The organism is Prosthecobacter sp. GW821-HT29F12, assembly GCF_058803405.1.
Genome location: NZ_CM179517.1, coordinates 1,508,118 through 1,530,757, shown reverse-complemented (window position 1 = coordinate 1,530,757; position 22,640 = coordinate 1,508,118). Strand labels below are relative to the sequence as shown.

At 59.2% G+C, this 22,640-nt stretch carries 20 protein-coding genes; 10 read left to right on the top strand and 10 right to left on the bottom strand.

From position 1 onward, the window contains the following. Positions 1-97: 97 nt before the first annotated feature. Both ruvB and AC3RLQ_RS06480 read left to right on the top strand, forming a co-directional pair. Positions 98-1,102 (top strand): Holliday junction branch migration DNA helicase RuvB, encoded by a 1,005-nt coding sequence (gene ruvB / locus AC3RLQ_RS06485; protein ID WP_493035444.1) that lies wholly within the window; start codon positions 98-100, stop codon positions 1,100-1,102. 64 nt (positions 1,103-1,166) lie between these two features. After that, the gene (locus AC3RLQ_RS06480) at positions 1,167-1,655 is read left to right on the top strand and encodes a hypothetical protein (protein WP_493035442.1); all 489 of its coding nucleotides are present in this window, start codon (positions 1,167-1,169) and stop codon (positions 1,653-1,655) included. Between the two features lie 21 nt (positions 1,656-1,676). On the opposite strand, the gene AC3RLQ_RS06475 is transcribed toward AC3RLQ_RS06480, so the two are convergent. From AC3RLQ_RS06475 to AC3RLQ_RS06460, 4 genes are all read right to left on the bottom strand, one after another. Continuing rightward, positions 1,677-2,858 carry a hypothetical protein gene (locus tag AC3RLQ_RS06475; protein WP_493035440.1) on the bottom strand — a complete coding sequence of 394 codons (1,182 nt, stop codon included), beginning with the start codon at positions 2,856-2,858 and terminating at the stop codon, positions 1,677-1,679. Between the two features lie 112 nt (positions 2,859-2,970). Then, the gene (locus AC3RLQ_RS06470) at positions 2,971-4,428 is read right to left on the bottom strand and encodes an APC family permease (RefSeq protein WP_493035438.1); all 1,458 of its coding nucleotides are present in this window, start codon (positions 4,426-4,428) and stop codon (positions 2,971-2,973) included. Positions 4,429-4,512: 84 nt separating this feature from the next. Continuing rightward, the gene (locus tag AC3RLQ_RS06465; RefSeq protein WP_493035436.1) at positions 4,513-5,847 is read right to left on the bottom strand and encodes an MFS transporter; all 1,335 of its coding nucleotides are present in this window, start codon (positions 5,845-5,847) and stop codon (positions 4,513-4,515) included. Positions 5,848-6,037: 190 nt separating this feature from the next. Continuing rightward, positions 6,038-6,262, bottom strand: coding sequence for a hypothetical protein (locus tag AC3RLQ_RS06460; protein ID WP_493035435.1), 225 nt, complete (start codon positions 6,260-6,262; stop codon positions 6,038-6,040). 119 nt (positions 6,263-6,381) lie between these two features. Here AC3RLQ_RS06460 and AC3RLQ_RS06455 point away from each other — a divergent pair, with 119 nt between their 5' ends. The 3 genes from AC3RLQ_RS06455 (at position 6,382) to AC3RLQ_RS06445 (ending at position 9,055) form a co-directional block, all read left to right on the top strand. Continuing rightward, entirely contained in the window at positions 6,382-6,909 is a 528-nt protein-coding gene (locus AC3RLQ_RS06455) for a hypothetical protein (RefSeq protein ID WP_493035434.1), read from the top strand. 2 nt (positions 6,910-6,911) lie between these two features. Further along, the gene (panB, locus tag AC3RLQ_RS06450; RefSeq protein WP_493035432.1) at positions 6,912-7,670 is read left to right on the top strand and encodes a 3-methyl-2-oxobutanoate hydroxymethyltransferase; all 759 of its coding nucleotides are present in this window, start codon (positions 6,912-6,914) and stop codon (positions 7,668-7,670) included. 392 nt (positions 7,671-8,062) lie between these two features. Then, positions 8,063-9,055, top strand: coding sequence for a DUF3500 domain-containing protein (locus tag AC3RLQ_RS06445; RefSeq protein WP_493035430.1), 993 nt, complete (start codon positions 8,063-8,065; stop codon positions 9,053-9,055). Between the two features lie 283 nt (positions 9,056-9,338). Here AC3RLQ_RS06445 and AC3RLQ_RS06440 read toward each other — a convergent pair whose 3' ends face one another. Continuing rightward, positions 9,339-10,193 (bottom strand): hypothetical protein, encoded by an 855-nt coding sequence (locus tag AC3RLQ_RS06440; RefSeq protein WP_493035428.1) that lies wholly within the window; start codon positions 10,191-10,193, stop codon positions 9,339-9,341. Between the two features lie 298 nt (positions 10,194-10,491). Beyond that, positions 10,492-11,898, bottom strand: a complete 1,407-nt coding sequence (locus AC3RLQ_RS06435) for a DUF1501 domain-containing protein (protein WP_493035426.1) — start codon at positions 11,896-11,898, stop codon at positions 10,492-10,494. Between the two features lie 186 nt (positions 11,899-12,084). Between AC3RLQ_RS06435 and AC3RLQ_RS06430 the strand changes: the two genes are divergently transcribed. After that, on the top strand, positions 12,085-12,786 hold the full coding sequence (locus AC3RLQ_RS06430) for a hypothetical protein (protein WP_493035424.1): 702 nt from the start codon (positions 12,085-12,087) through the stop codon (positions 12,784-12,786). A gap of 71 nt (positions 12,787-12,857) precedes the next feature. Next, on the top strand, positions 12,858-13,589 hold the full coding sequence (locus tag AC3RLQ_RS06425) for a MauE/DoxX family redox-associated membrane protein (protein ID WP_493035422.1): 732 nt from the start codon (positions 12,858-12,860) through the stop codon (positions 13,587-13,589). A gap of 45 nt (positions 13,590-13,634) precedes the next feature. Here the strand turns inward: AC3RLQ_RS06425 and AC3RLQ_RS06420 are convergent, their stop codons facing one another. The 3 genes from AC3RLQ_RS06420 to AC3RLQ_RS06410 form a co-directional block, all read right to left on the bottom strand. Beyond that, a complete protein-coding gene (locus AC3RLQ_RS06420) occupies positions 13,635-15,734 on the bottom strand; it encodes a DUF1549 and DUF1553 domain-containing protein (RefSeq protein WP_493035420.1) in 2,100 nt (699 codons plus the stop codon). A gap of 115 nt (positions 15,735-15,849) precedes the next feature. Further along, entirely contained in the window at positions 15,850-16,005 is a 156-nt protein-coding gene (locus AC3RLQ_RS06415; RefSeq protein WP_493035418.1) for a hypothetical protein, read from the bottom strand. A gap of 26 nt (positions 16,006-16,031) precedes the next feature. Continuing rightward, on the bottom strand, positions 16,032-17,792 hold the full coding sequence (locus AC3RLQ_RS06410) for an SLC5/6 family protein (protein ID WP_493035416.1): 1,761 nt from the start codon (positions 17,790-17,792) through the stop codon (positions 16,032-16,034). 119 nt (positions 17,793-17,911) lie between these two features. Here AC3RLQ_RS06410 and AC3RLQ_RS06405 point away from each other — a divergent pair, with 119 nt between their 5' ends. Genes AC3RLQ_RS06405 through AC3RLQ_RS06395 form a run of 3 tightly spaced genes read left to right on the top strand, consistent with a single transcriptional unit; the run spans position 17,912 to position 22,008 of the window. Then, complete coding sequence (locus AC3RLQ_RS06405) at positions 17,912-19,216, top strand: S8 family peptidase (RefSeq protein WP_493035414.1); 1,305 nt, start codon at positions 17,912-17,914, stop codon at positions 19,214-19,216. Positions 19,217-19,272: 56 nt separating this feature from the next. Then, positions 19,273-21,294 carry an ATP-dependent helicase gene (locus AC3RLQ_RS06400; RefSeq protein WP_493035412.1) on the top strand — a complete coding sequence of 674 codons (2,022 nt, stop codon included), beginning with the start codon at positions 19,273-19,275 and terminating at the stop codon, positions 21,292-21,294. Between the two features lie 15 nt (positions 21,295-21,309). After that, positions 21,310-22,008, top strand: a complete 699-nt coding sequence (locus AC3RLQ_RS06395) for an alpha/beta hydrolase (RefSeq protein WP_493035410.1) — start codon at positions 21,310-21,312, stop codon at positions 22,006-22,008. A 45-nt stretch (positions 22,009-22,053) separates the two neighbouring features. On the opposite strand, the gene AC3RLQ_RS06390 is transcribed toward AC3RLQ_RS06395, so the two are convergent. After that, complete coding sequence (locus AC3RLQ_RS06390) at positions 22,054-22,485, bottom strand: FKBP-type peptidyl-prolyl cis-trans isomerase (RefSeq protein WP_422315415.1); 432 nt, start codon at positions 22,483-22,485, stop codon at positions 22,054-22,056. Between the last annotated feature and the right edge of the window lie 155 nt (positions 22,486-22,640).

Genomic DNA, 22,640 nt, shown 5'->3' with positions numbered 1-22,640 from the left:
CGTCCCCTGCACAGCATTGCCAAAATCTGCGCATCCCTGCACGAAGAGCCGTGCGCCACACCTTGCACTCTGCGCCGCGCACGCTCCTATATAAGCAGTGAATCCCGCGCTCAACGACCCCGACTCTCCCTTTGATCTCGCCCTCCGCCCGGCGGATTTCTCCGAGTTCCACGGCCAGACCAAGGTCAAAGAACAGCTCCTCGTCATGGTCGAGGCCGCCAAGATGCGCGGTGAGTCTCTGGATCACGTGCTCCTCTGCGGTCCGCCCGGCCTGGGCAAGACCACCCTCGCAAATCTCATCGCCAACGCCATCGGCACCAAGCTGCACACCACCAGCGGCCCACAGATCGATCGCGCGGGAGATCTCGCTGGCATCCTCACCAATCTCCAGGAGCGCGATGTTCTCTTCATCGACGAAATCCACCGCCTCCATCCAAGTATCGAGGAATACCTCTATCCAGCCATCGAGGACTACCGCCTCGACATCATCATCGATCAAGGACCCAAGGCGCGCACCATCCGCATCGATCTCCCCCCCTTCACGCTCGTCGGTGCAACCACCCGCGCCGGCATGCTCACCGCGCCGATGCGTTCACGCTTTGGCATTCCAAATCGTCTCGACTACTACACCGCCGAGGAGATCCAGCACATCCTCATCCGCTCCGCACGGTTGATGAACGTCTCCATTGAACCCGAAGGTGCGCACGAGATCGCCCGCCGCTCCCGTGGCACCCCGCGTATCGCCAATCACCTCCTCCGCTGGGTGCGTGACTTTGCCCAGGTCAAAGCACAGAACATCGTCACCGAAGACGTCGCCCGCCAGGCCCTCACCATGCGCGACATCGACGAATCAGGCCTCGATGAAATGGACACCCGCATCCTCGAAGCCATCATCGGCAAATTCGACGGCGGTCCCGTCGGCATGGGCAGCGTCGCCGTCGCCGTTGGTGAAGACACCAGCACTCTCGAAGACGTGCACGAGCCTTACCTCGTCATGCAAGGCTACCTCAAACGCACCCCCCGTGGCCGCGTCGCCATGCCCGCCGCCTACCGCAAACTCGGCCTCATGCCACCAGTCACTGGGCAGTCGGAGTTGTTCTGAGAGCCTTTAAGTCACTTGCCCAGGCACCCAGGCCACTACGCATTCATCATTCAGCATTTCCAACATGTGGCGCGAACTCACCACCCTCTGGCAGAGCATCTGCGACCCCGAGTACCTCCATCTGCTGCTGGAGCCCCTGCCTCTGTACGGCTTGGGCATCGGCCTGACGTTTCTGATCGTCTCCTTCATGTTCGGCGAAGCCAAGTGCCGCATGCTCGCACTGGCCATCATCGGCGTCTCCTGCGCCAGCGTCTGGCCCTACATCGACCTGCGCGACAAAGCCACCCCCCGCATCCTCGCCACTCGCTCACCCGATTTCGCACCTCTGATTCAGGAGCAGACCCAGCGGCGCAAAGACTGGGCATGGCCCTACTATGTGATGTCCTTGTGCAGCTTCGCCGCCCTCGCCGCCTCGCGTTCTCCCAAAAGCCGCCTGCTGGTATTTTCCGTCGTCATCTTCGGCGCCCTGCTCTTCTGGTTCAGCATCTGGATGCACAAGAAGGAGTGCGAAGTCTACCACCGCAATATCGTGCAGTTCGTGCCGGTGCGGTGATGGGCTGCATCTGCCACCGCATCACTCCTCAATATACGAATCCCCCTCCGTGGGAACCACGAGCTGATTTTTGACGAGATCAAAGTACTCCCCCTTGCCAGACGAGTGAATATACAGCCGCTGCTTCCGGCGCTTCAAGTTGTCGAGCACCACAGCCATCTGCTTGAAGTCCACGCGGTCCTGAAAATCGGAGAACCAGTACAGCCCATCCGCATTGCGCACTTCATCACTCAGCAGCGCCAGCCACGTGTACCCCACCCCCACGTTGTGGATGAAATAAGTCTGCGGACGGCGAGACAGCTTGAGGAACAGATCCTTGCTCGGGATCGGATCTTTAGTTTTGATTTTGTACGCAGCAGTCTCCATGAAAGTGGCCCCGCCAAGGCGCCAGAATTTCTCAAACTCGACGGCTGACGTGCGAAATATTTTCGTGCCCACCAATGGCTTTTCAGGCGGCTCCAGGCCGCAGCCAAAATACAGCACCACCACGCTGCCTTTCGCCACCTTGTCCACCTCGTTGACCACACGCTCCAGGTGCGGCATCATCGAAGAAGAAACATCGAGCACCACCGCCAGCTTTTTGGCTTTGATGGTCAGGCCAAACAAGGGGCCAAACACCATGCCGCTCTTGGCCCCAAGCCCCCCCCCGGTGCCAGCACCTCCTGCTGCACCCGCCAGGCCGAATCCTCCGTTGGCCGCCCCACCGCCACCCATCGGCTTGGATGTCGGCGAAAAATCGAGCATGTCTGGAAGTTCCGATAGCACCATCACATCCTTGATGCTGTTGGCCACCGCCAGTTTGCGATTGGGCATCGCCTGTTTCAGCCACGGATTTTTCTTCTGCTGAATCTTGTGCTGAAGCGCCTCTTCCGCCTGCGCTCCCTGAACGGAACCGCCTCCCGGGACAAAGTCCAGCTGCCTGTCGGTGACATGATGCACCACGATCAGGGCTCCAGCGCTCAGGATCACCACATGCACGAGAATGCTCAAAGCCAGAGATCGCCCGCCCCATTTGTCCCAGCGCACCCGCCAGGTATCTGCCGGTGGAGCAGCAGCAGGCAGGACACTGCGCCGAATTTTAGGCAGCGCTTTTACAGGAGGAAGCGCAGGAGCCTTCGCTCTCTCTTGCGTTTCCGACTTCTTCCCAGACTCTTCATCACCTGCCCTTGGGCGATGTTTGAAGTCATCAGGAGTGGGTGACATGACGGTTAATCAGTAAACCCCGCCAAGTTTCCCGAGTTTTCAACCAACCGCCAGACCGCATTGCAAAATATGCCAGCTTATAGGTCCGTGGCCTAGCCTGCAAAACACAGTCTCAAGACTCCTTTCGCAGCTTGCTGTGCTTGATGCCATAGAAGTAGTAGATCACGAGGCCAATGGCCATCCACACAAAGAGACGGATCCAAGTATCCGCTGGCAGAGAGCACGCTTGCAGCACGCAAATCCCCGCTCCCATAAGAGGGACCACTGGCACCCATGGCGTGCGATAAGGCCGCGGCATGTCGGGCTTGGTCTTGCGTAGCACAATGATGCCGATGCAGACCACGCTGAACGCCATCAGCGTACCGATGGACACAAGTTCCCCCAGCAGATTCAGCGGCAGAAAACCCGCCAGCAGGGAGCAGACCAGTCCCGTGACGATCGTGGTGATGTGCGGCGTGCCGTACTTCGGATGAACCTTGGCAAACATCGGCGGCAGCAGCCCGTCCTTGGCCATGCTGAAAAACACACGAGGCTGGCCCATGAGCAGCACAAGGATCACCGAACTCAGACCCGCCAGCACCGCGATCTCCACCGCCATGCGCAGCCATTTCAAGCTGTCGCCCGCCACCTTCTCCAGCGCGTACACCACCGGGGCATCCACATGCAACTCCTTGTAGTTCACCATGCCGCAAAGCACGATGGACACCGCCACAAACAGCACCGCGCAGATCGCCAGCGAACCGATCATTCCCCAGAACATGTCCTTCTGCGGATTCTTCGTCTCCTGTGCCGCCGTCGAGACAGCGTCAAATCCAATGTAGGCAAAGAAGATCACCGCAGAGCCTTTGAGAACACCGCTCCAGCCGAACTTGCCAAACTCCCCCGTATTTTCTGGGATGAACGGCGTCAGGTTCGCGGAGTTGATGTAGCCCCAGCCGAGACCGATGATCATCAGAATGATCACTACTTTGATCGCAACCATCACATTGTTGAAACTGGCAGATTCCTTGATGCCCACGACCAGCAGCGCAGTGATGATCCAGATCAAAAGAATGGCAGGGATGTTCACATAATTGGCTGTGTGCGTGATATGGCCATCAATGTAGTCCAGCGGAGCTCGGCACCACTGCTCAGGCAGCTCCACATGAAAGAAGTCCTTCATGAACGGGGTGAAATGTTTGGACCAGCCCACCCCAACGGTGGCCGCTGCGAACAGATATTCGAGAATCAAATCCCAGCCGATGAGCCACGCAACCAATTCCCCAAGAGTCGCATACGAATAAGTGTAGGCGCTGCCAGCAATGGGGATGGCCGCCGCATATTCCGCATAACACAAACCGGCAAACAAGCACCCAAGCCCGGAGAGGATATAGGACAAAGCAACGGCGGGACCGGCGAAGTCCGCCGCCGCATGTCCGGTCAGCACAAAGATGCCCGTTCCGATCACCGCCCCAATGCCGAGTGATACAAGCGCCCAGCGCGAAAGCACGCGCTTGAGGCCGTGCGAATCATCATTGGACTCGGCGATGAGCTGAGCAGTGGATTTGGTGCTGAACAGACCTTTTTTCATAATGCGGGAAAGCGGCGCGAGTATGTGAAGACGCGCACAAAGCCGCAATCATTAAAAGTGCCAGTACGGCTACCAAATAACATGTCATTTGGCAGTCTCTTTTTTCCCCAGCCCAAAGCTAAAAATGATCGTGGCGGCCACCAGCATCGAGCAGCACAAATAATACAACCCGCCCACAAACGAACCGGTCATTTTCTCCACCGTGCCCAGCACATTCGGCCCCAGGAAGCCGCCGAGATTCCCAATCGAATTGATCAGGCCGATGCTGCCTGCGGCTGCAGACTCAGTGAGAAACATGCTCGGCAGCGCCCAGAAAGCGGGCATGTAGCTCTTGAATCCGGCAAAGGCGACCATGAGGCACACCATCGTCAGCACCAGATTGCCCTGCGTCTGCGGCATCAGCCCCAGCGCCGTTGAACCCATGACAATCGGCAGCACCGCGTGCCAGCGGCGCTCCTTGAAATGGTCCGAGCTCCAGCCCATGAAAAGCTGCCCGCACATGGCCACGGCGGGCGGCAGCATGATGAGCCAGGTCAAGTGGTTCATGTCCATCGCATACCACGATTTCAAAATGCTCGGCATGAAAAACTCGATGCCATAGCTGCCGGTCACGGTGCAAAAATAAACCAGCGCCAGCAGCAGCACCTTCGGGTGCCGCAGGGCTTCGATCACTGTCATGCGTTTGCCCTTGCGCGTCTCCGCACGTTCGCGCTCCAGTTCCGCTTCCAGCGCAGTGCTCTCTTCCTCCGTGAGCCATTTCGCCTGCTTGGGCCGGTCCACCAGCCAGAAAAACACAAACGTTCCCAGCACCACCGCAGGCAGCGCCCAGAACACATACACCCACTGCCAGCCCACCATGCCCAGCACCGGCGGATGCGCCGCGTCCGCGCCGATCTGCAGCAGCGCGTTGGAGATCTTCGGACTCACAATCTGCGCCATCGGTGTCGCCACGAGAAACGTGGCCAGCGCACGCGCCCGGTCACGGCTGGGAAACCAGTGTGTGAGATAAACCACCACGCCCGGGAAAAACCCCGCCTCCGCCAGCCCGAGAAAAAAGCGCACCGTGTAAAACTGCCACGGCGTCGTCACCGCAGCCGTCAGTCCCGCCATCACTCCCCAGGTGATCATGATCCGGCAGATCCACTTGCGCGCGCTCCAGCGTTCCACCATCAGCGTGCCAGGAATCTCCAGCAGGAAGTAGCCGAGGAAGAAAATCCCCGCACCGAAGCCGATCACCGCATTGTCAAAGCCCGGCAAATCACGCGTCATCGTCAGCTTTGCCACCGCCACATTCTGCCGGTCCACATAGGCGATCATGTAGCTGACAAACAGCAGCGGCAGCAGATGCCAGTAAGCTTTGCGGCGAGCACGGTCGAGTGCCGCTGCGTGAGAGGTGGAGTCCGGGAGGCTTGATGGCATGAGATGAATCCGCAGTCTATCCGTCGGTCAATCCACCGCTCAAGCACGGAATGAGGAATCACTCGATCCCGTCAATCAAAAGCGGAATCGAGCATCCACACACCTCCAGCGCATGACGCATGAGTGCCTTCTGGCTCACCCGCCAGACGCATAACATCACCCAAAGGTTCGCATCACTCCACGTCCCCGCTCAGGACTTCGGCTTCACCTGATACTTGCCCGGAGTCTTGTCGAACTTCTCCTTGCACTCCGCCGTGGCGAAAATGACGCGCTTGCCGTCCTTCGTCGTGCTGCGGAAAATCAGACGCGCGTCCTTGTGGCAGACCGGGCATTCAGTGTTCACGGGCGGATCAGCGGCGATGCTGTTGAGCGTCAAAGAAGCCGTGAAAGCGAGAAAGGTCAGCAGTGTTTTCATGGTGGGTCAGGTTGGGTAAAAACAGTCGGTGCCCATATATCAACTCAAGCAGCCTGATCTGTCACGCATGATTTTCAGCGTGACATCACATCCACCGCCTGCCCTAGTGCGGTCCCCTCATGGAATCCCCCCCGCCCACCCAGTCCACCACCATCTTTCAGGTCATTGGCGGCTTGTACATCCTCTTCGGCAGCTTCACCCTCGTCAGCATGGTTCAGAACAGCAGCGTCTGCTTTGCCCCGCTCGAAGGCCAGACCGGGTTCATGGCGGACATGATGCGCGGGAATCCCGCCTACGCTTCCTACATGCGGGTCCTCTTTTTCCCGGGCCTCCTTTACGCCTTGGTGCAGTTCGGCTCCGGCGTCGGCCTCCTCCGCCTCAGCACACTGGCTCGCAAAGCCGCCCTCGCCTGCGCGCTCTATGGCATCGCCGCAGCACTTGTCACCGCCTGGCTCACCGTCACCTACACCCTGCCCTTCACCCTTGCCTACACCCTGCAGCAGGTAAAAAATCCCGCCATGCTTGAGACCACGCGAAACGTCACCCTCGCCTCCGGCTACGTCGGCATCGTGCTCGGTTTGCTTTATCCCCTGGTTGCCTTCATCCTCCTCAAACGAAACAAAATTCCACGCTACGGCATCGTCTAATCATGCTGACCTCCCTTTCCGAACTCCCACAGCGCAAAGCCAGCGGCCCCAAGCTCGCCGTCCTCACCGCCTACGATTACCCCACCGCGCGCATGCTCGATGATGCCGGTGTCGACCTCCTCCTCGTCGGCGACTCCCTCGGCATGGTCGTCCTCGGCATGCCAGACACCACCGGCGTCACCATGGAAATGATGGTGCACCACACCACCGCCGTCTGCCGTGGCGTCACCCGCGCCCCAGTCATTGCAGATCTCCCCTTCGCCAGCTACCTCACCCCCGAGATGGCCGTGGCCAATGCCCGGCGCCTCATGGCCTGCGGTGCCGCCTGCGTGAAGCTCGAAGGCGGCGTTAGCATGCTCCCGCAGATCCGCGCCATCATCGCCGCAGGCATCCCCTTCGTCGGCCACATCGGCATGCTCCCGCAGAGCGTGAAGGAAGAAGGCGGTTACAAAAAGAAAGGCAAGACCGCCGAATCCATCGACCAACTCATCGCCGACGCCCAAGCCATCGATCAAGCCGGAGCCGTCGCCATCGTCCTCGAAAGCATCGTCCCCGCCATCGCCACCCAGATCACCAGCCTCGTCAAATCCAGCACCATCGGCATCGGAGCCGGCACCGATACCGACGGCCAGGTCCTCGTCACCCCAGACCTCCTCGGCAGCTTCCCCTGGTTCCGTCCACCCTTTGCCAAAGCCCGTGCCGATGTCGCAGCCGAGACCCTCCGCGCCGTCCGCGAATACATGGCCGACGTGCAGTCCTGACCACCTCCGCTGCTCCGACCCACTCCATACGTCGCGCATCACAAACCTTCAAAAGTGGACCTTATCAAAAGGAGGGCCTCTCATCCGCTGTAGTCTGAAGCGCCGAAGCCGTGTTCCATCGCAGCCCGGAGCAACGCCCTTGGGCACCGTCACTACAGTCTGGAGCGCCAAAGGCGCGCTCTATCGCAGCCCAGGGCAACGCCCTGGGTCACCGTCACCATCATTCCGGGGAAGCAAAGCCAGCATAACGCCACACTCAGGCCGCACCAGCAGCGTCGACAAAAAGCCCCGCCACACCTCCTCACCTCGCCTTCTCAAACTGAAAGCGCGTAACTCGCGAGACCGTACACTTCCCGCTGGTCTTTTCCCACACTCTCTGAGAACATCCTCCCATGAATCCGCTCCTTGCTCCCTTCGACAGGAAGTTCCTCAGCCGCCGCGAGATCCTCCGCACCCTCGGAGCCACCGCCGCCTTCACCGCCTTCCCTTCCCTCCGAGCCGAGACCACGCCAGCAGCAACCGGCAAAGACTCCCTCCCCACCCAGTTCTATAAAAGCCTCACCGAAGAGCAGCATTCAAAAATTGTCCTGCCCCTCGACCACCCCCAGCGCGGCTACGTCAGCAACTGGTGGTACATCTGCCCCGAGCAGCGCCTCCACACCTTCTACACCAAAGATCAGCAGGACCTCGTCCGGCAGATCTTTGAGTCCCTCCACCATCCCGACCACCGCGAAAAGATGAACTGGCAGGTCCAGAAGGACCTGATGGGCAAAATCAAAAACACCCCCTCCGTCGGTTTCTTCGGCACACCTGCGGACGCCGACTTCGAGTTCATCTACACCGGCCACCACGTCACCCGCCGCTGCCATGCCCACACCGATCAAGGCCTCGGCTTTGGCGGCCGCCCCATCTTCTACGGCAACTTCGCCAAAGCCTTCAACGAGACCAAAGACCACGAAGGCAATCCCTTCTGGTACCAGGGCCTCGTCTTCAATGAATTCGTTCAGGCGCTCGACGGCAAGCAGCAGGAAAAAATCCTCGTCGGCCGAGAACCCCGGGACGAAAGCCCCGCCAAAGTCATCGAGAAACGCAAGACCGACCTCCCCGGCCTCAGCGCAGCCGATCTCAGCAAAGACCAGCAGGCCAAGCTCCTCGAAACCATGCGCCGCATGCTCGTCTGCTTCCGTCCCGACGACGTCGCCGCCTCCATGAAAACCATCGAGGACAAAAACCTCGTCCAGAGCCTCTTCATCTCCTGCTACGGCGGCAAATACGACATCGGCGCCGACAAAGTCTGGGACACCTGGCAGATCGAAAGCCCCGAATTCGTCTGGTACTTCCGCGGCTTCCCCCACATCCACGGCTACTTCCATCTTCCTGTTTAACAGGCTATCAAAGCACCTGACCGTCGCAGCCGCCAGTCAGCGTGTTTTGCAGCTAGACCATCCCTGCCACCCAGTTCGTCTCTGTCGACTCTGGAAAGAACCGGTAGAGATGAATCATTCGGAACCAAGCATGCATGCGCCCGCATAGTCGCACGAAACCAGCATGCCCCATTCACCATAAAACAACGCCTTTTTGATGTCTCTCAGCCCTCCAAAATCGCGATGACATGCCTTAACCGAGAGCCATTCGTGTCTGGCTTTTTTTTGCCGCATAAATATCCGGTTATTCTAAAGCCACCGGCCACCAATCCACGGGGATCTTCTGCGTCAGGAACCAGTCGCGGAAGCGGCGGGAAACGATGAGAGCGGGTTCACGTGCATGAGGGAAACCGCCACCCCAGCGCTCGGTAGTCAACGCAATATCGAAGGGCTCGAGTGCAGCGACCTTGGCAGCGGGAAGTCGGTATTGATAGGGAAAATAGAGATCGTTGATACCGCAGGTTTTGCTGGTTTTGGGGTCAAAGGGTTCACCTTCAGTACCCGTCACTTCATTGAGCACTGGAGGCAGAGTGATGCTGCTCCAAACCTGCCATAGTTCGAGTTTCTCCGGCTTCCGGCTCTTGATCTGCACAGGGCGAAACGTCAGCCCTTTGAAATGCTGCTCCTCAAGTTCCTTGCGGTATTCTACAGAGCAAATGGGGTTCCAGCCATTTTCCAAGATGCCGACTTGCTTGCCTCGGTAGGAGCTGAACTCCACCTCGAATGTGCCATCTGGAGGTAGCTTTTTTCCTTTCCCGGCCTGCACATCGACCAGCCAGCGAAAGTAGGATGCATGGTCCAAATCAGATTGTTCCCAAACCCGCTCACCTTCGATTTGGTAATGTGTTGGGTGTCCCCATAAAACGCCCGGATTTTTCTTGAAGTTCGGTTCATGGCCTGTCTTGCGCAGGAAATTAATTACTTCATCAATTACAGGATCGCCAACCTCAGCCCTCAAATGAAAGCCCACAAGGTTGGCTGGAAAAAACTGCGGCCATTTAGATCGCATTGTCACCATTGTACCGGCTGGCACAAGATTGCCGCAGGTATCGGAAACAGATTCCGCTTCGTGTATCGTGAATTTGGTGATGAGTTTCATGTTTTTTGTTGGTCACAAAATGTCCCGCTTTTTAAAGCACGCCAAAGCAACTTTTTGCTGTCCAGAATAGCCGTTAGTTGCGTGCCATGTTACGATTGCATTTGCTTTCTTGGCCGTAGTGTCGAGGTCAGTAAATGCTTTTGCATTTTAACCAGAAAATGGGGTCAGGATGCAAATTCTTGACAAGATTACCACCAAGATCTCATCCACAACTTGCAGATCCCCAGCATTCTAAAACAGGCCGATGACGACCTTGCCCCTCGCTAAAAGCCACCACTCCTCCATTATCATTCATAATTCACGCCATCAGCCCCCGCTTCACCTCACCAAACACATCCGTCAGTCGGAAATCCCTTCCCGCATAGCGATACGTCAGTCTCTCATGGTCCAGCCCCAGCAGGTGCAGCATCGTCGCATGCAGATCATGCAGATGCACCTTGTCCTGCTCCGCCTTCATTCCCGTTTCATCCGTGCTCCCATACCGGATCCCCGGCTTTGCTCCACCGCCCGCCATCCACATCGTGAAGCCCAGGTGATCATGGTCGCGCCCCTTGTTCTTGTTCAGCAGCGGCGGCCTCCCAAACTCACCGCCCCACAGCACCAGCGTGTCCTCCAGCAGCCCGCGCTGCTTCAGATCCGTCAGCAGCGCCGCCACCGGCTGGTCCGTCTCCCGCGCATGCTGCGGGTGCCCCTTGAAAATGTCACTGTGATCATCCCAGAACTCATGGTTCACCTGGATGAACCTCACCCCCGCCTCCGCAAAACGCCGTGCCATCAGGCACGCACGCCCGATCTGATCCGTCACCTTCCCATCACCAATCCCATACATCTCCTGCGTCGCCCGGCTCTCCTTGTTCAGGTTCATCACCTCCGGCATCTCCCGCTGCATATTGAAAGCCAGCTCCGCAGAAGTGATCAGTCCCTCCAGCGCCTCATTGCTCCCATCCTGCGCCAGCCTCTGCCGGTTCAGCGACTGCACCAGATCCAGCTGCCGCCGCTGCACCGTCACATCCAGTCGCGCATTCTTCATGAACGGCAGTTGAATATCCTTCAGCGACGTCGCCGGTGAATCCGGACTCGCGCCATTCCCGCTGTCCTGGCCGATCGCCGTCCCGCCGCACACCGCCGGTAAAAACGCGCAGCCATGCTTCAGCGGCCCACCGCCCGAAAACGACGGATTGATCGTCACAAAGCCCGGCAGATTTTGATTCTCCGTGCCCAGCCCATACACACACCACGAGCCCACGCTCGGCCGCGTAAACGCAAAGCTCCCCGTGTTCATCTGCAATATCGCCTGCGGATGCGCATTGTGATCCGTGTGCATCGAATTGATCACGCACAGGTCATCCGCATGCCGCGCGATGTTTGGCAGCAGATCCGAAATCAGCATCCCGCTCTGCCCCCGCGCCTTAAACTCCCACGGCGATTGGTAATACACATTCGTGCTCCCCTTCGCATTCGGCACCTCATGCTGCTTCGTCAGCGCCGGTTTGAAATCAAACGTGTCCACCTGCGACGGCCCGCCCTGCATGAACAAAAAGATCACCCGCTTCGCCCGCGCCGGAAAATGCGTCTGCACCGGCACCAGCGGATTCATCCTCGCCGCCGTCTGCTCATTCGCCCCAAACAGACCTCGCAGCGCCAGCATGCCAAACCCGGCGCTGGAAGCGCTGAGAAGATGACGGCGGGTGGAAAGCGGACCCATGTCTGACACATACGCTGCTGGGGAGCGAATCTTGTCGAAGGCCTGCCCCCTCCGATTCCGCCATCCCACAGACCCGCCATTCCGTGCGTCCAGCGCGCTCGTCACTCGCGATCCATCTATAATTCACGTGGCTCATAATATGGGGCCGAAGTCTGCCTACACCCAAATTCAACCCTTTCTCCTCCCATGTATTTTGTCACACCTCATGCGATTCTCACCCGGCTGGAGGCCGGATTTGCGGACAATTCAGCCCGGCTCAAACAGGTGGAAAATAACCTCCGCACGGATGTCCAGCGCGGGCGCGATTTTGGGGCCAAGCACGCAGAGGTTCCCGAATTAACCGAACAATGGAACCGCGCGGAGGAATGCCTGCAACGCATTCATCACCTAGTCTCCGAAACCGATCTTGCTCCTCGGGGCAGATATGCTCAGGAGGACATCGAGCGCGCCCTGCAGGCATGGAACACGCTGCAAGACGAGGCTTCAAACCTGGAAACATCCCTGACCGCGTTGCGCGACAAGGCAGCCGGACTCGACCTGCCGGTCCGGCACGAATGGAACACGCTGGCCCAGCGCTTTGAGGAAGACCTGGGGGCTCTTCTTGCCTGTGCCAGAACGTTGCGCATCCGGCTGGAACTGCAGGACGGGCGCAGCCCGGAGGAGGTGGACGAATTCATCCGGCATGTGCTCGCCGAGCTGCGGGAGCAGCCCCGGCCGGACGGCGTGGATGCCAGCACCTATGAGCTCGACTACCTCAAGTCGGCCATCGAGACGTCCCATGAAAAGCATGAGAGCCTGGGCTTCCCCACGATCATCAAAACACTCTTCACCTGGTTTGAGAATCCGGAGGAGCGGGTGATTCGCACACTGCTGGTCCCCGTGGACTAGCGCCGATGCGCAGGGCGACCAATGAGGGCTGAATCTGCAGCAACCAGGGAAACAAAACCCGATAATTCGAAATGAAAACCAAAGCCAGCATCCATCGAATGGTCACGCCCAGTCATTTGTGCCCGTGGGGATTGAAGGCCCTCGATCTCTTGAAGCGGCACGGTTATGCCGTCGACGACCATCACCTGACCAGCGAAGAAGAAAACGAACAGTACAAAAAAGAGCACCACGTCGACGAGACTCCGCAGATATCCATCGCCGGAGAGCACATCGGCGGCTACGATGCCCTTCGCAAGCATCTTGGACTGCCCCCGGATCCCAAAGATGGCCAGACCTACCAGCCCATCATTGCGGTTTTTTCGATCACTCTGCTGATGGCCTTTGCGCAGAGCTGGGCTGCCTATCGCACCATTGCTCCCGGTCATCTGGCAGTGTTGTTTGTGACATTCAGCATGTGCGTTTTGGGCATCCTGAAATTGCGCGATCTTCAGTCCTTCGCCACCGGCTTCGTTCAGTATGATTTGCTGGCCCGGCACTACGTGCCTTATGCCTCCGTGTATGCCTTCATCGAGACGCTTGGAGGAGTTCTCATGCTTGCCAATGTGCTGACCTGGCTCGCGGCTCCAATCGTGCTGACAGCCAGCACAGTGGGCGCCGTCTCTGTATTCAAAGCTGTGTACATTGAAAAGCGCGATCTCAATTGCGCCTGCGTTGGTGGCGGCAGCAAAGTCCCATTGGGATTTATTTCCCTGACCGAAAATCTCATGATGATGGCCATGTCACTCTGGATGCTCATCAGGTAGTTCCTCATCGAACAACAGCTCACTGGCGGCGAGGTTCGCATCATCTCAATAAACCACCTGAAACTCCCCGCTCTGCATCAGCGCATGGCACAGCTGCGCCCAACCGCTCGGCGTATCTCCCGCACTCGCCAAAAAACCCTTCATCATCTCCCTCTCCTCCACCGTCGGCACCCGGCAGCAGGCCATCTTCCACGCGCTCACGATCTTCTCCTCCGCGCTCCCTCCGCCCAGCCGCTTTGATAACCCCTCCGCCTGCCGCATCACCTGCTCGCTGTTCATCAGCAGCAGCGACTGCACCGGCGTGATGCTCGCCGAGCGCCCGCCCACCACCAGCCCCGGATCCGCCGCATTGAAACACTGCATCATGGGCATCTGCGCCCCGCGCACAATGGGCAGATAAATGCTCCGGTGCGTCGTGTCGTCCTGCAGGTCATTGAGGAAATGTTTCCGTCCCACCTCGCGTCCCTGCGGAGTGATGGCCTTCGCCTTGTCCGCCACCGGCGATCCCTCACGCGGCGTCAGATCCAGCGTACCGCCCAGCGCCAGCAGCGCATCACGCAGCGGTTCCGCCTCCAGCCGCTTTCGGTTCGCACGCCACAGCAGCAGATTCGTCGGGTCCTTTGCCTGCGCCACTTCTGAGCGCGTACTTGAGCTCATCTGATAAGTACGCGTCAGCACCAGTTCACGAATCAGCGCCTTGACCGACCACCCCTCCTTCACAAACCGCGCTGCCAGATCATCCAGCAGCTCCGGGTGCGTCGGCTGCATGCCCATGCGGCCAAAATCATCCGGCGTCCCCACCAGCCCCCGACCAAACAGATGCAGCCACACGCGGTTCACCAGCACCCGCGCCGTCAGTGGATTCTGCGGACTCGCTATCCAGTCCGCCAGTTGCCTGCGCCCGCTCTCCTTCGGGCCGATGGTCGCTAGCTTCACGGGAATCGCCGACAGCGCCCCACGCTTCACCGCAGCCAGCGGCTTCTTGACCTCACCTTTGTCAAAGACAGGGCAATCAAGCGGGGTCTCCGCATCGCGCACAGACATCCCCACAGGGGGTGCCACCGGCATGCTCTTCTGCATTTCCGCCAGCTTCTTCTGCCACTCGCCCACATCCTTCTCCAGCACCGTCAGCGTGCTCATTTTCTCAATCATCTCCTTCGGCATCACCGCCGGTTTCTTCGCCGGATCAATCCCCGCCTTCACCAGTTCTTCTCTCATCGTGTTGCGCTTCTTCGCCACCTCCGCGTAGTCCTTCTGCATGTCGGCAATGACCTTCTCATGCTGCTTCACCGCCAGCATCCGCTGCACGCCATCGCGCCCCAGCGGCATCGCCTCCGCCTCCTTCTTCACGTTGTTCGTCTCCACCCCGGACAAATTCTGCGTGCTCCGAAAAATGCCCGCCAGCGCGTGATAGTCCGCCGTGGGGATCGGATCAAACTTGTGGTCATGGCAGCGTGCGCAGTTCGCGCTCAGCGCGAGAAACGCATGGCACGTCGCATCGATCTGATCATCCGCCACATTCATATCGTAGAGCATCAGGTCTGACTCCCCGAGCGACTTCACCCCCACATTAAGAAAGCCGGTGGCCAGAAGCTGATCATCACGCCGCAGCGGATCAGCGGCAGCCGGCAGCAGATCCCCCGCGATCTGCTCGCGAATGAACTCATCAAACGGCGTGTCCCGGTTCAACGCACGCACCACATAGTTCCGGTAACGCCAGGCCAGCACATAGGCCATGTTGCGCGTGTTGCCGCTCGTCTCCGCATAGCGCGCCACATCCAGCCAGTGCCGTCCCCAGCGCACACCAAATTCCGGCGAGGCCAGCAGCCCGTCCACCACCGTCGGAAACTTCGAAATATGAAATCCCTCCACCACCTCCAGCGGCGGCGGCAGCCCGATCAAATCAAAGTACACCCGCCTCAGCAGCGTCAGCGGTTCCGCCTCTTCATTTGGCACCAGCCCCTCCTTTTCCAACCGCGCCAAAACAAACTCATCCACCCGCGACCTCGGCCACTCGGTCATCTTTACCTCCGGCACCTTCTGCACCGCAAACGCCTTCAACGACCACAGCCCCTCCGCCACAGGCGGACTCCCTGCCATGGCAAACACCGGCAGGCATAGCAAAGCTGTGAAGCGCGCGATCACCCTCCCAATACGCTCTCACCACCGCATTCTTGAATCAGCCCGTGAAAAAATAAGGGTCATCATCGTCCTCCTTTGTTTTCACTCGACCCAATCACATCAGATAAAACATTAAAATCTAGCTGTCCGCATCCATGTCCGGCGTGTGGAACTCCACACCATGCACCTTCTCCGTTTCGTTCGGAGTGGTGAGCACCTTGTAGATGCACCAGCCAAACAAGGTGGCGACGGTGCCGACAGAAAGCAGCATGACGATGAGGCCGGAAGTGGTCATGGATAGGAGGAGTTCAGGGTTCGCAATCAGTCGTGTTTGTCCAGGCCCTGCTCGGCGCGCTGGTAGGCCTTGGAACGGGAGGAAAGCAGCCCGAAGTAGATGGCCACGACGATCACCAGGGCCACGCTGAGCTGAGCGGCCAAATTCGTCTCCCTCACTTTGCCGTCCTTCACATCGCCGATGAGATCCGCCACGTAGGATGAGACGCTGCCGAAGGTCCGGGTGCTGAGATCAAAGCCGAAGATGCTGGTGAGCACCGTCATGATAAAGATCGCCAGCAGAAACACCGGGCAGATCCATTTCATGATGCAGCCAAAGAAGCGGGGGATGCGAATGGCAGCCCCTTGATGCGCCTCGCGCAGGCCGCGCTCGATGCCCCAATGCCAGCCAAAGATGATGATCTGGATCGTGGCGAGAATGAAGATGAGGAAAGTTCCCACCCAGAAGTCCAGCGTGTCGAGCGCCTTAAGATCCTTGGTGAAATACACCACAAACCCCGTGCCCAGCGTGGTGAGCATGCCAAGGATCGTCACGCTGACCTTGCGGCCCACATTCATCGCTTCTTCAAGGAAGGCGATCCCCGGCTGCAACATGGAGATCGAACTCGTGATTGCCGCAAGGAAGAGCATGAAGAAGAAGGCCCCGCCGAAGAACGCACCCAGCGGCATCTTGGCAAACACCAGCGGCAGCACGGTGAAACCGAGGCCAAACGTCCCCTGCCCCGCCACGGAAGCCAGCCCCAGAAACGCCACCGCCGCCGGCACCGTGATCAGTCCACCCAGCGCCACCTCGCAGAACTCGTTCGCACTGCTCGCCGTCAGGCCGCTGAGCACCACGTCGTCCTTCTTTTGCAGGTAGCTCGCATACACAATGATCACGCCAAAACCCACGGAGAGGCTGAAAAAAATCTGCGCCGCAGCCGCCATCCACAGCAGCGGATTTTGCAGCTGCTGCCATGGGGTGATGGTGACCAGTTTCAACGCGCCGCCGCTCGCTGCCACCTTCTGCTCCGCTGCCGTGATGGCCGCCGAACCCACCAGTTCCTCCACCACCCTGGCCTCACCCGGCGCAGGCTGCGTTCGCTCGATCTTCACCTTGCTCGGATTCCACATGTAGCCCAGGCCGTTCACCACATTGTCGTGCGGCTTCGCAGGATCCGGCGCCCCCAGTGTCATGACACGCGCCAGCACCATCAGTGCCAGCACGATCAGCATGGGCATGCCGTAGTTGCACATCTTCTCGATGCCCCCGGAAATTCCACGGTAGATAAGCCAAAAATTGAACACAAAAACCCCCACCAGCCATGGCAGCGCAGTGTCCCACGAAAACGACAGCGCAGAGCCGTCGCCAACCTGCCCGCTCATGCTTTTAAACATCGCCACCGCCTGCTCTGTCGATTTCAAATCCACGCCCCCCGTCCAAAACTTCACCGCATAGCCCAGGCACCAGGACTCGATGAACACGTAGTACATGTAGATCATCACCGGCACAATGACCCCGATGATGCCGATGTACTTGGCCCAGCGCTTGTTCAAGATCACCGCGAAGGCCCCGGGTGCGGAATTGTAGCCCTTGCTGCCTGCATAGCGTCCCATCGCCCATTCCGCCCAGCCGATCGGCAGGCCGATGATCAGGAATGAAGTCGCATAGGCCAGCATGAAGGCACCGCCGCCATACTGTGCAGCAAGGCCGGGAAAGCGGAGGAAATTGCCCAGGCCCACCGCGCTGCCCGCGACGGCCATGATGACTCCAAGACGTGATCCCCAGGCTTCTTTCTTTTGCGACATGGTGGCTAAGTTAGGGAGTGCGCGGAGTCACAACAAGGTTCTTGTTCGGAAAAGTGCCGCGCATTTCCGCAAAAGCAGAACTCGCGCCAGCGCGCCGATGTGCGAGACTTTTCCCCTTCATGCGCCCCAACCGCCTGCCAGTCCTGTTTTTCGCCACCGCCGTGCTGATCATGGCAGGTTCGATGCTGTGGCTGTTCTGGGTTTCCAATGTCGAGCCTTCCTTCAAAGCCGGGGCGACGCCAGCAAAACACAGCCTGAAGTCCGGCTCCCCACCCGCGCTCACGGCAATGCCACAAGTACCTGTGTTGGCCTCCCCTGCCCCCTTCAGTCCGGCCGCCACGCCAACCATCGCCACGCTCAACGTGCCCGGCTCCACGCCGAACGAAGCGCTCCTCACCTTCCGCACGCCGGAGGCGCTCGCAGCCTTTCGGGACCGCGCCGCATCCCTCGGGCTCGAACTGATCGGTTACGATGTCAAACTGCGCACCGCCCGTGTCCGTTTCCGAGACACAACCGCGCTGGAACGGGATCTCAATGCGCATGCCGAGGAGTACACCCATGTCGGCCCGAATCTCATCACCCGCATTCCCGGTTTGCCGCCTCCCATTGCGGAATCCGACACATCAAATCCGGGTGGGAAGGCCCCATTTCGCAGCCAGGGATTGGATGTCATTGGTGCCAGCGGCGACCGTTCCGCCTGGGGTCAAGGCGTCACTGTCGCAGTCATCGATTCTGGCATCACCAGCCACCCCTCACTCGCGAATGCGAAGATCACCCACTACGACCTCGTCAACGACGGCAGCGCCTTCAATGGACACGGCACCGCGATGGCCTCGCTCATCGCAGGAAATGACCCGAACGTCAGCGGCGTGTCTCCGGCGGTCAAACTGCTGGACATCCGGGTGGCAGACACGAACGGCGAGAGCAACACCGCGCTGGTTTCATCCGCCATCATCAAAGCCACCGATCTCGGTGCGCGTGTGATCAACATCAGCCTCGGTGCCAATGGCGACTCCCCTGTGCTGGATGAAGCGGTGCGCTATGCGCAAAGCCGCAATGTCGTGATCGTCGCCGCAGCAGGCAATGAGCAGCTTACTTCTCTCTCCATGCCGGCCGGCATTCCCGGTGTGCTCAGCGTGGGGGCCGTGGATGCCAATGGTACTCAGGCCTATTTCTCCAACTCCGGTGCGGGCCTCACCCTTGTGGCTCCCGGAGTCGGCATCGTTTCCGGCTATGCCGACAACAAACTCGTCATCGGCAGCGGCACGTCGCAGGCCACGGCGATCACCAGCGGGGTCGTGGCCTATCTGCTGGGCCGCGGTTACTACGGTCCGAACATCATTCCACTGCTCACACGGACGGCAGAGCCGCTGCAAGCCCCCGCCACGGCAGTCGGGGCGGGGTTGATTCAGGTGCCGAAGTGAGAAGAGGTCAAGGTTGAGCGATCTTGACTCCTGAACCACCCCCTTCTACTTCCACGATGGCCCGCAACTACACGCTGCACAGCACGCACGAACCCAGCAACCGCATTGACTACAAGGCGGAGCTCAACGAGCAGCAGTATGAGGCGGTCACGAGTCCACCGGGGCAGGCGCTGGTCATTGCGGGGGCAGGCAGCGGCAAGACGCGCACACTGACGTATCGAGTCGCGTGGCTGCTGGACAACGGCATCCAGCCGGAATCGATCCTGCTGCTGACCTTCACCAACAAGGCCGCGCGTGAGATGCAGCATCGGGTGCAAGAGCTCGTCACTCAAGATGCGACCCGCATCTGGGGCGGCACCTTCCATTCCATCGGCAACCGCATTCTGCGCTACAACGCGGAGCGCCTTGGCTACCGCAAAGGCTTCTCCATCATGGACCGCGAGGATCAGAAGGACCTCATGGAAACGGTGCTGGGCAGCAGCGGCATCGACACCACCACGTACCGCTTTCCCAAGGCCGAAGTGCTGGGAGACATCTTCTCGCTGGCTGACAACACGCTCTGCAGCCTCAAGGAGATCATTCACACGCGCTATCCCTACTTTGAAGAGGTGGCCTCGGGCATCCTCAAGATGCGCACGCTCTATCAGGAGAAAAAGCGTGAGACCAACTGCATGGACTTCGACGACCTGCTGGCGCTCACGGTGCAGTTGCTGGAGGAAAATGAAGACCTGCAGGAACGCTACCGCCACCAGTTTGAATTCGTCCTTGTCGATGAGTATCAGGACACCAACAGCCTGCAGTGTCGCATGGTGGAGCTGCTCACCGGACCGCAGGGAAATCTCATGGTGGTGGGTGATGACGCGCAGTCGATTTACTCCTGGCGAGGGGCGGACGTTTCCAACATTCTCGAATTCGATCAGCACTGGCCGAGAGCCCGCGTGCACAAGATCGAGGTGAACTACCGCAGCGTGCCCGAGGTGCTGAACCTCGCGAATGCCGCCATCGCCATGAACCGCGGGCAGATCCCGAAGAACCTGGTACCCGCCCGCGAATCCAAGGGGATGCTGCCTGCGCTTGTCTCGCTGGACAGTTCCTCAGCGCAGGCGGCCTTCGTGGCGCAGCGGATTTTGGAACTGCAGGACGAAGGCACGGAGCTCAATGACATCGCGGTGCTTTATCGTGCGCATTTCCACAGCATGGAAATCCAGATGGAACTCACGCAGCGCGGCATTCCGTTTCAGATCACCAGCGGGCTGCGCTTCTTTGAGCAGGCGCATGTGAAGGATGTGGCGGCGTTCATGAAGTTTGCCGTCAACCGCCAGGATGAGGTGAGCTTCATGCGCATGGTGCGCCTCGTGGAAGGCATCGGCAATGTCAGCGCCGCGAAGCTGTGGCAGGAATGGCTCAAGTCCGATGCCGCCAAGGCTGAGACGATGCCCTCCAGTTTCTCCGAAGTGCTTCTGCCGCTGAAGGTGCCGAAGAAGGCGAAGACCACCTGGGAGCAGTTTGCCTACACGCTCGATGAACTGATCGACAAAGAGGGCAAGGTCGCCGCCCCGGCGCAAATGATCCGCAGCATCACCGACGGCGTGTATGAGGACTACATGAAGGCCAAGTTCAAGAACTACGAGCAGCGCCAGCAGGACCTGGAACAGCTCAGCAACTTCAGTGACCGCTTCACCGATCCGCTGGAATTTCTCAGCCAGCTTTCCCTGCTCAGCGGGGTTGACACTGACAACAAACCGGCTCAACAGGAACAGCAGGATCGTGATGCCGTGACGCTCACGACCGGGCATCAGGCCAAAGGTTTGGAATGGAACGTCGTCTTCGCCGTGTGGCTGGCGGACGGCATGTTCCCCCATAAACGCGCCATCGATGAAGGCGGTGACGCGGCACTCGAAGAAGAACGCCGCCTGTTTTACGTGACCGTGACCCGGGCGAAGGATGAACTGTATCTGACTTATCCCGTTATCAATCACCAGGCCCGTGATGGCGATATCATGATGCGCCCGTCACGATTCATAACAGATCTGCCGAAAGATCTGGTGGAGGTATGGAATGTGAAGAGCGGGTGGTAAAGAAGCTTCCACCTCATGTTTACTGAACACAAAATACCCAGCACACATCTGCCGGCCTCACGGCAAGCATTTTATTATCCTGCTGCTGGAGCACCCAAGGACTGCCTGCTTTTCCTCGACGGAGAGCTGTATACGAATCGGGTGAAGGCTCCAGCGATTCTGACCGAGGCACAAGCCACAGGTCTGCTGCTGCCAGTGGCTTGTGTCTATCTGCCGAATGTGAGCGCGGCGGGACGTCATGCGGATTACACCTGCAACGAGGCCTTTGCGTCCTTCTTGGCTGAGGAGGTGCCGCAGTGGATCAAGCGAGAGGTTGCGCAATTTGAACGGCTGTTCCTGTGTGGTTTGAGTTTGAGCGCCTTGCAGGCCGTGTTCACGACGCTACGGCATCCGGGTGTCTTTGCCGGTGTTCTCGCTCAGTCGCCCTCGGCATGGTGGGAGGATGAGTGGCTGTTGAACACGCTCCCGACGATGCCAGTACTACCGCAGCGCATGTGGATGAGCGTGGGGACGCAGGAATTGCAAACGAACGCCACGCACCCACCCACGCCATTGGTGCAAAAGGCCAGCCAGCTCGATTCCGTGCGGCGTCTGAGCTCCGCGCTCAGAGATGGCGGTCATGATATTTATGCCAACGAATACAACGGTGGTCACGACTCCGCTTGTTGGGCTGCGGAACTGCCCCAATCGCTTGCGTGGCTCATGAAGCGCTGAGGCTTGTCAGCGGGGCCTTCTACTCATCTACCGCAACGACTTGCCTCACTCCATGATGTCGATCAGCTCCACCAGGAAGTGGAGTGTGGCATTAGGTGGGATTCCGGAGCCGGGCTGGCCCTGCAGGCCGTAGCCGAGGTAGCCTGGGATTTCGAGTTCGATCATGCCGCCTTTGCCAATGAGCTGCATGCCTTCGGTCCAGCCTTTGATGACTTGATTAAGGCCAAAGGTGATCGGCATGCCGCGCATGTAGGAGCTGTCAAAGACCCGGCCGTTGAACAGCCAGCCGTGGTAGTTTACCTCCACCTTTTGCTGGGGAGTGGGCTTGGCGCCGGTGCCTGCGCGCAGAATGCGATACTTCAAACCAGACTCTGTGGCGGTGAAGGTCTTGGCAGCCTTCGGGCTGATCTCTCCAGCTCCTTCAGGAAGCTTGGGGAATGGGACGGTTTCTTCTGCCTTGGTCCATCCTGCCGCCATGAGAAAACACCCGAGCAGGGCGGCACCGAATGCACGACGAGGATGGAAGGATGAGGGAATGCTGGTTGAGAGAACGTTCATCGGCCAGAACTGACTTCATGAGCGACTTTCGTCAAGCGTTTAGCCACAATGCCGGGTGCAACTTGAGGCACCCA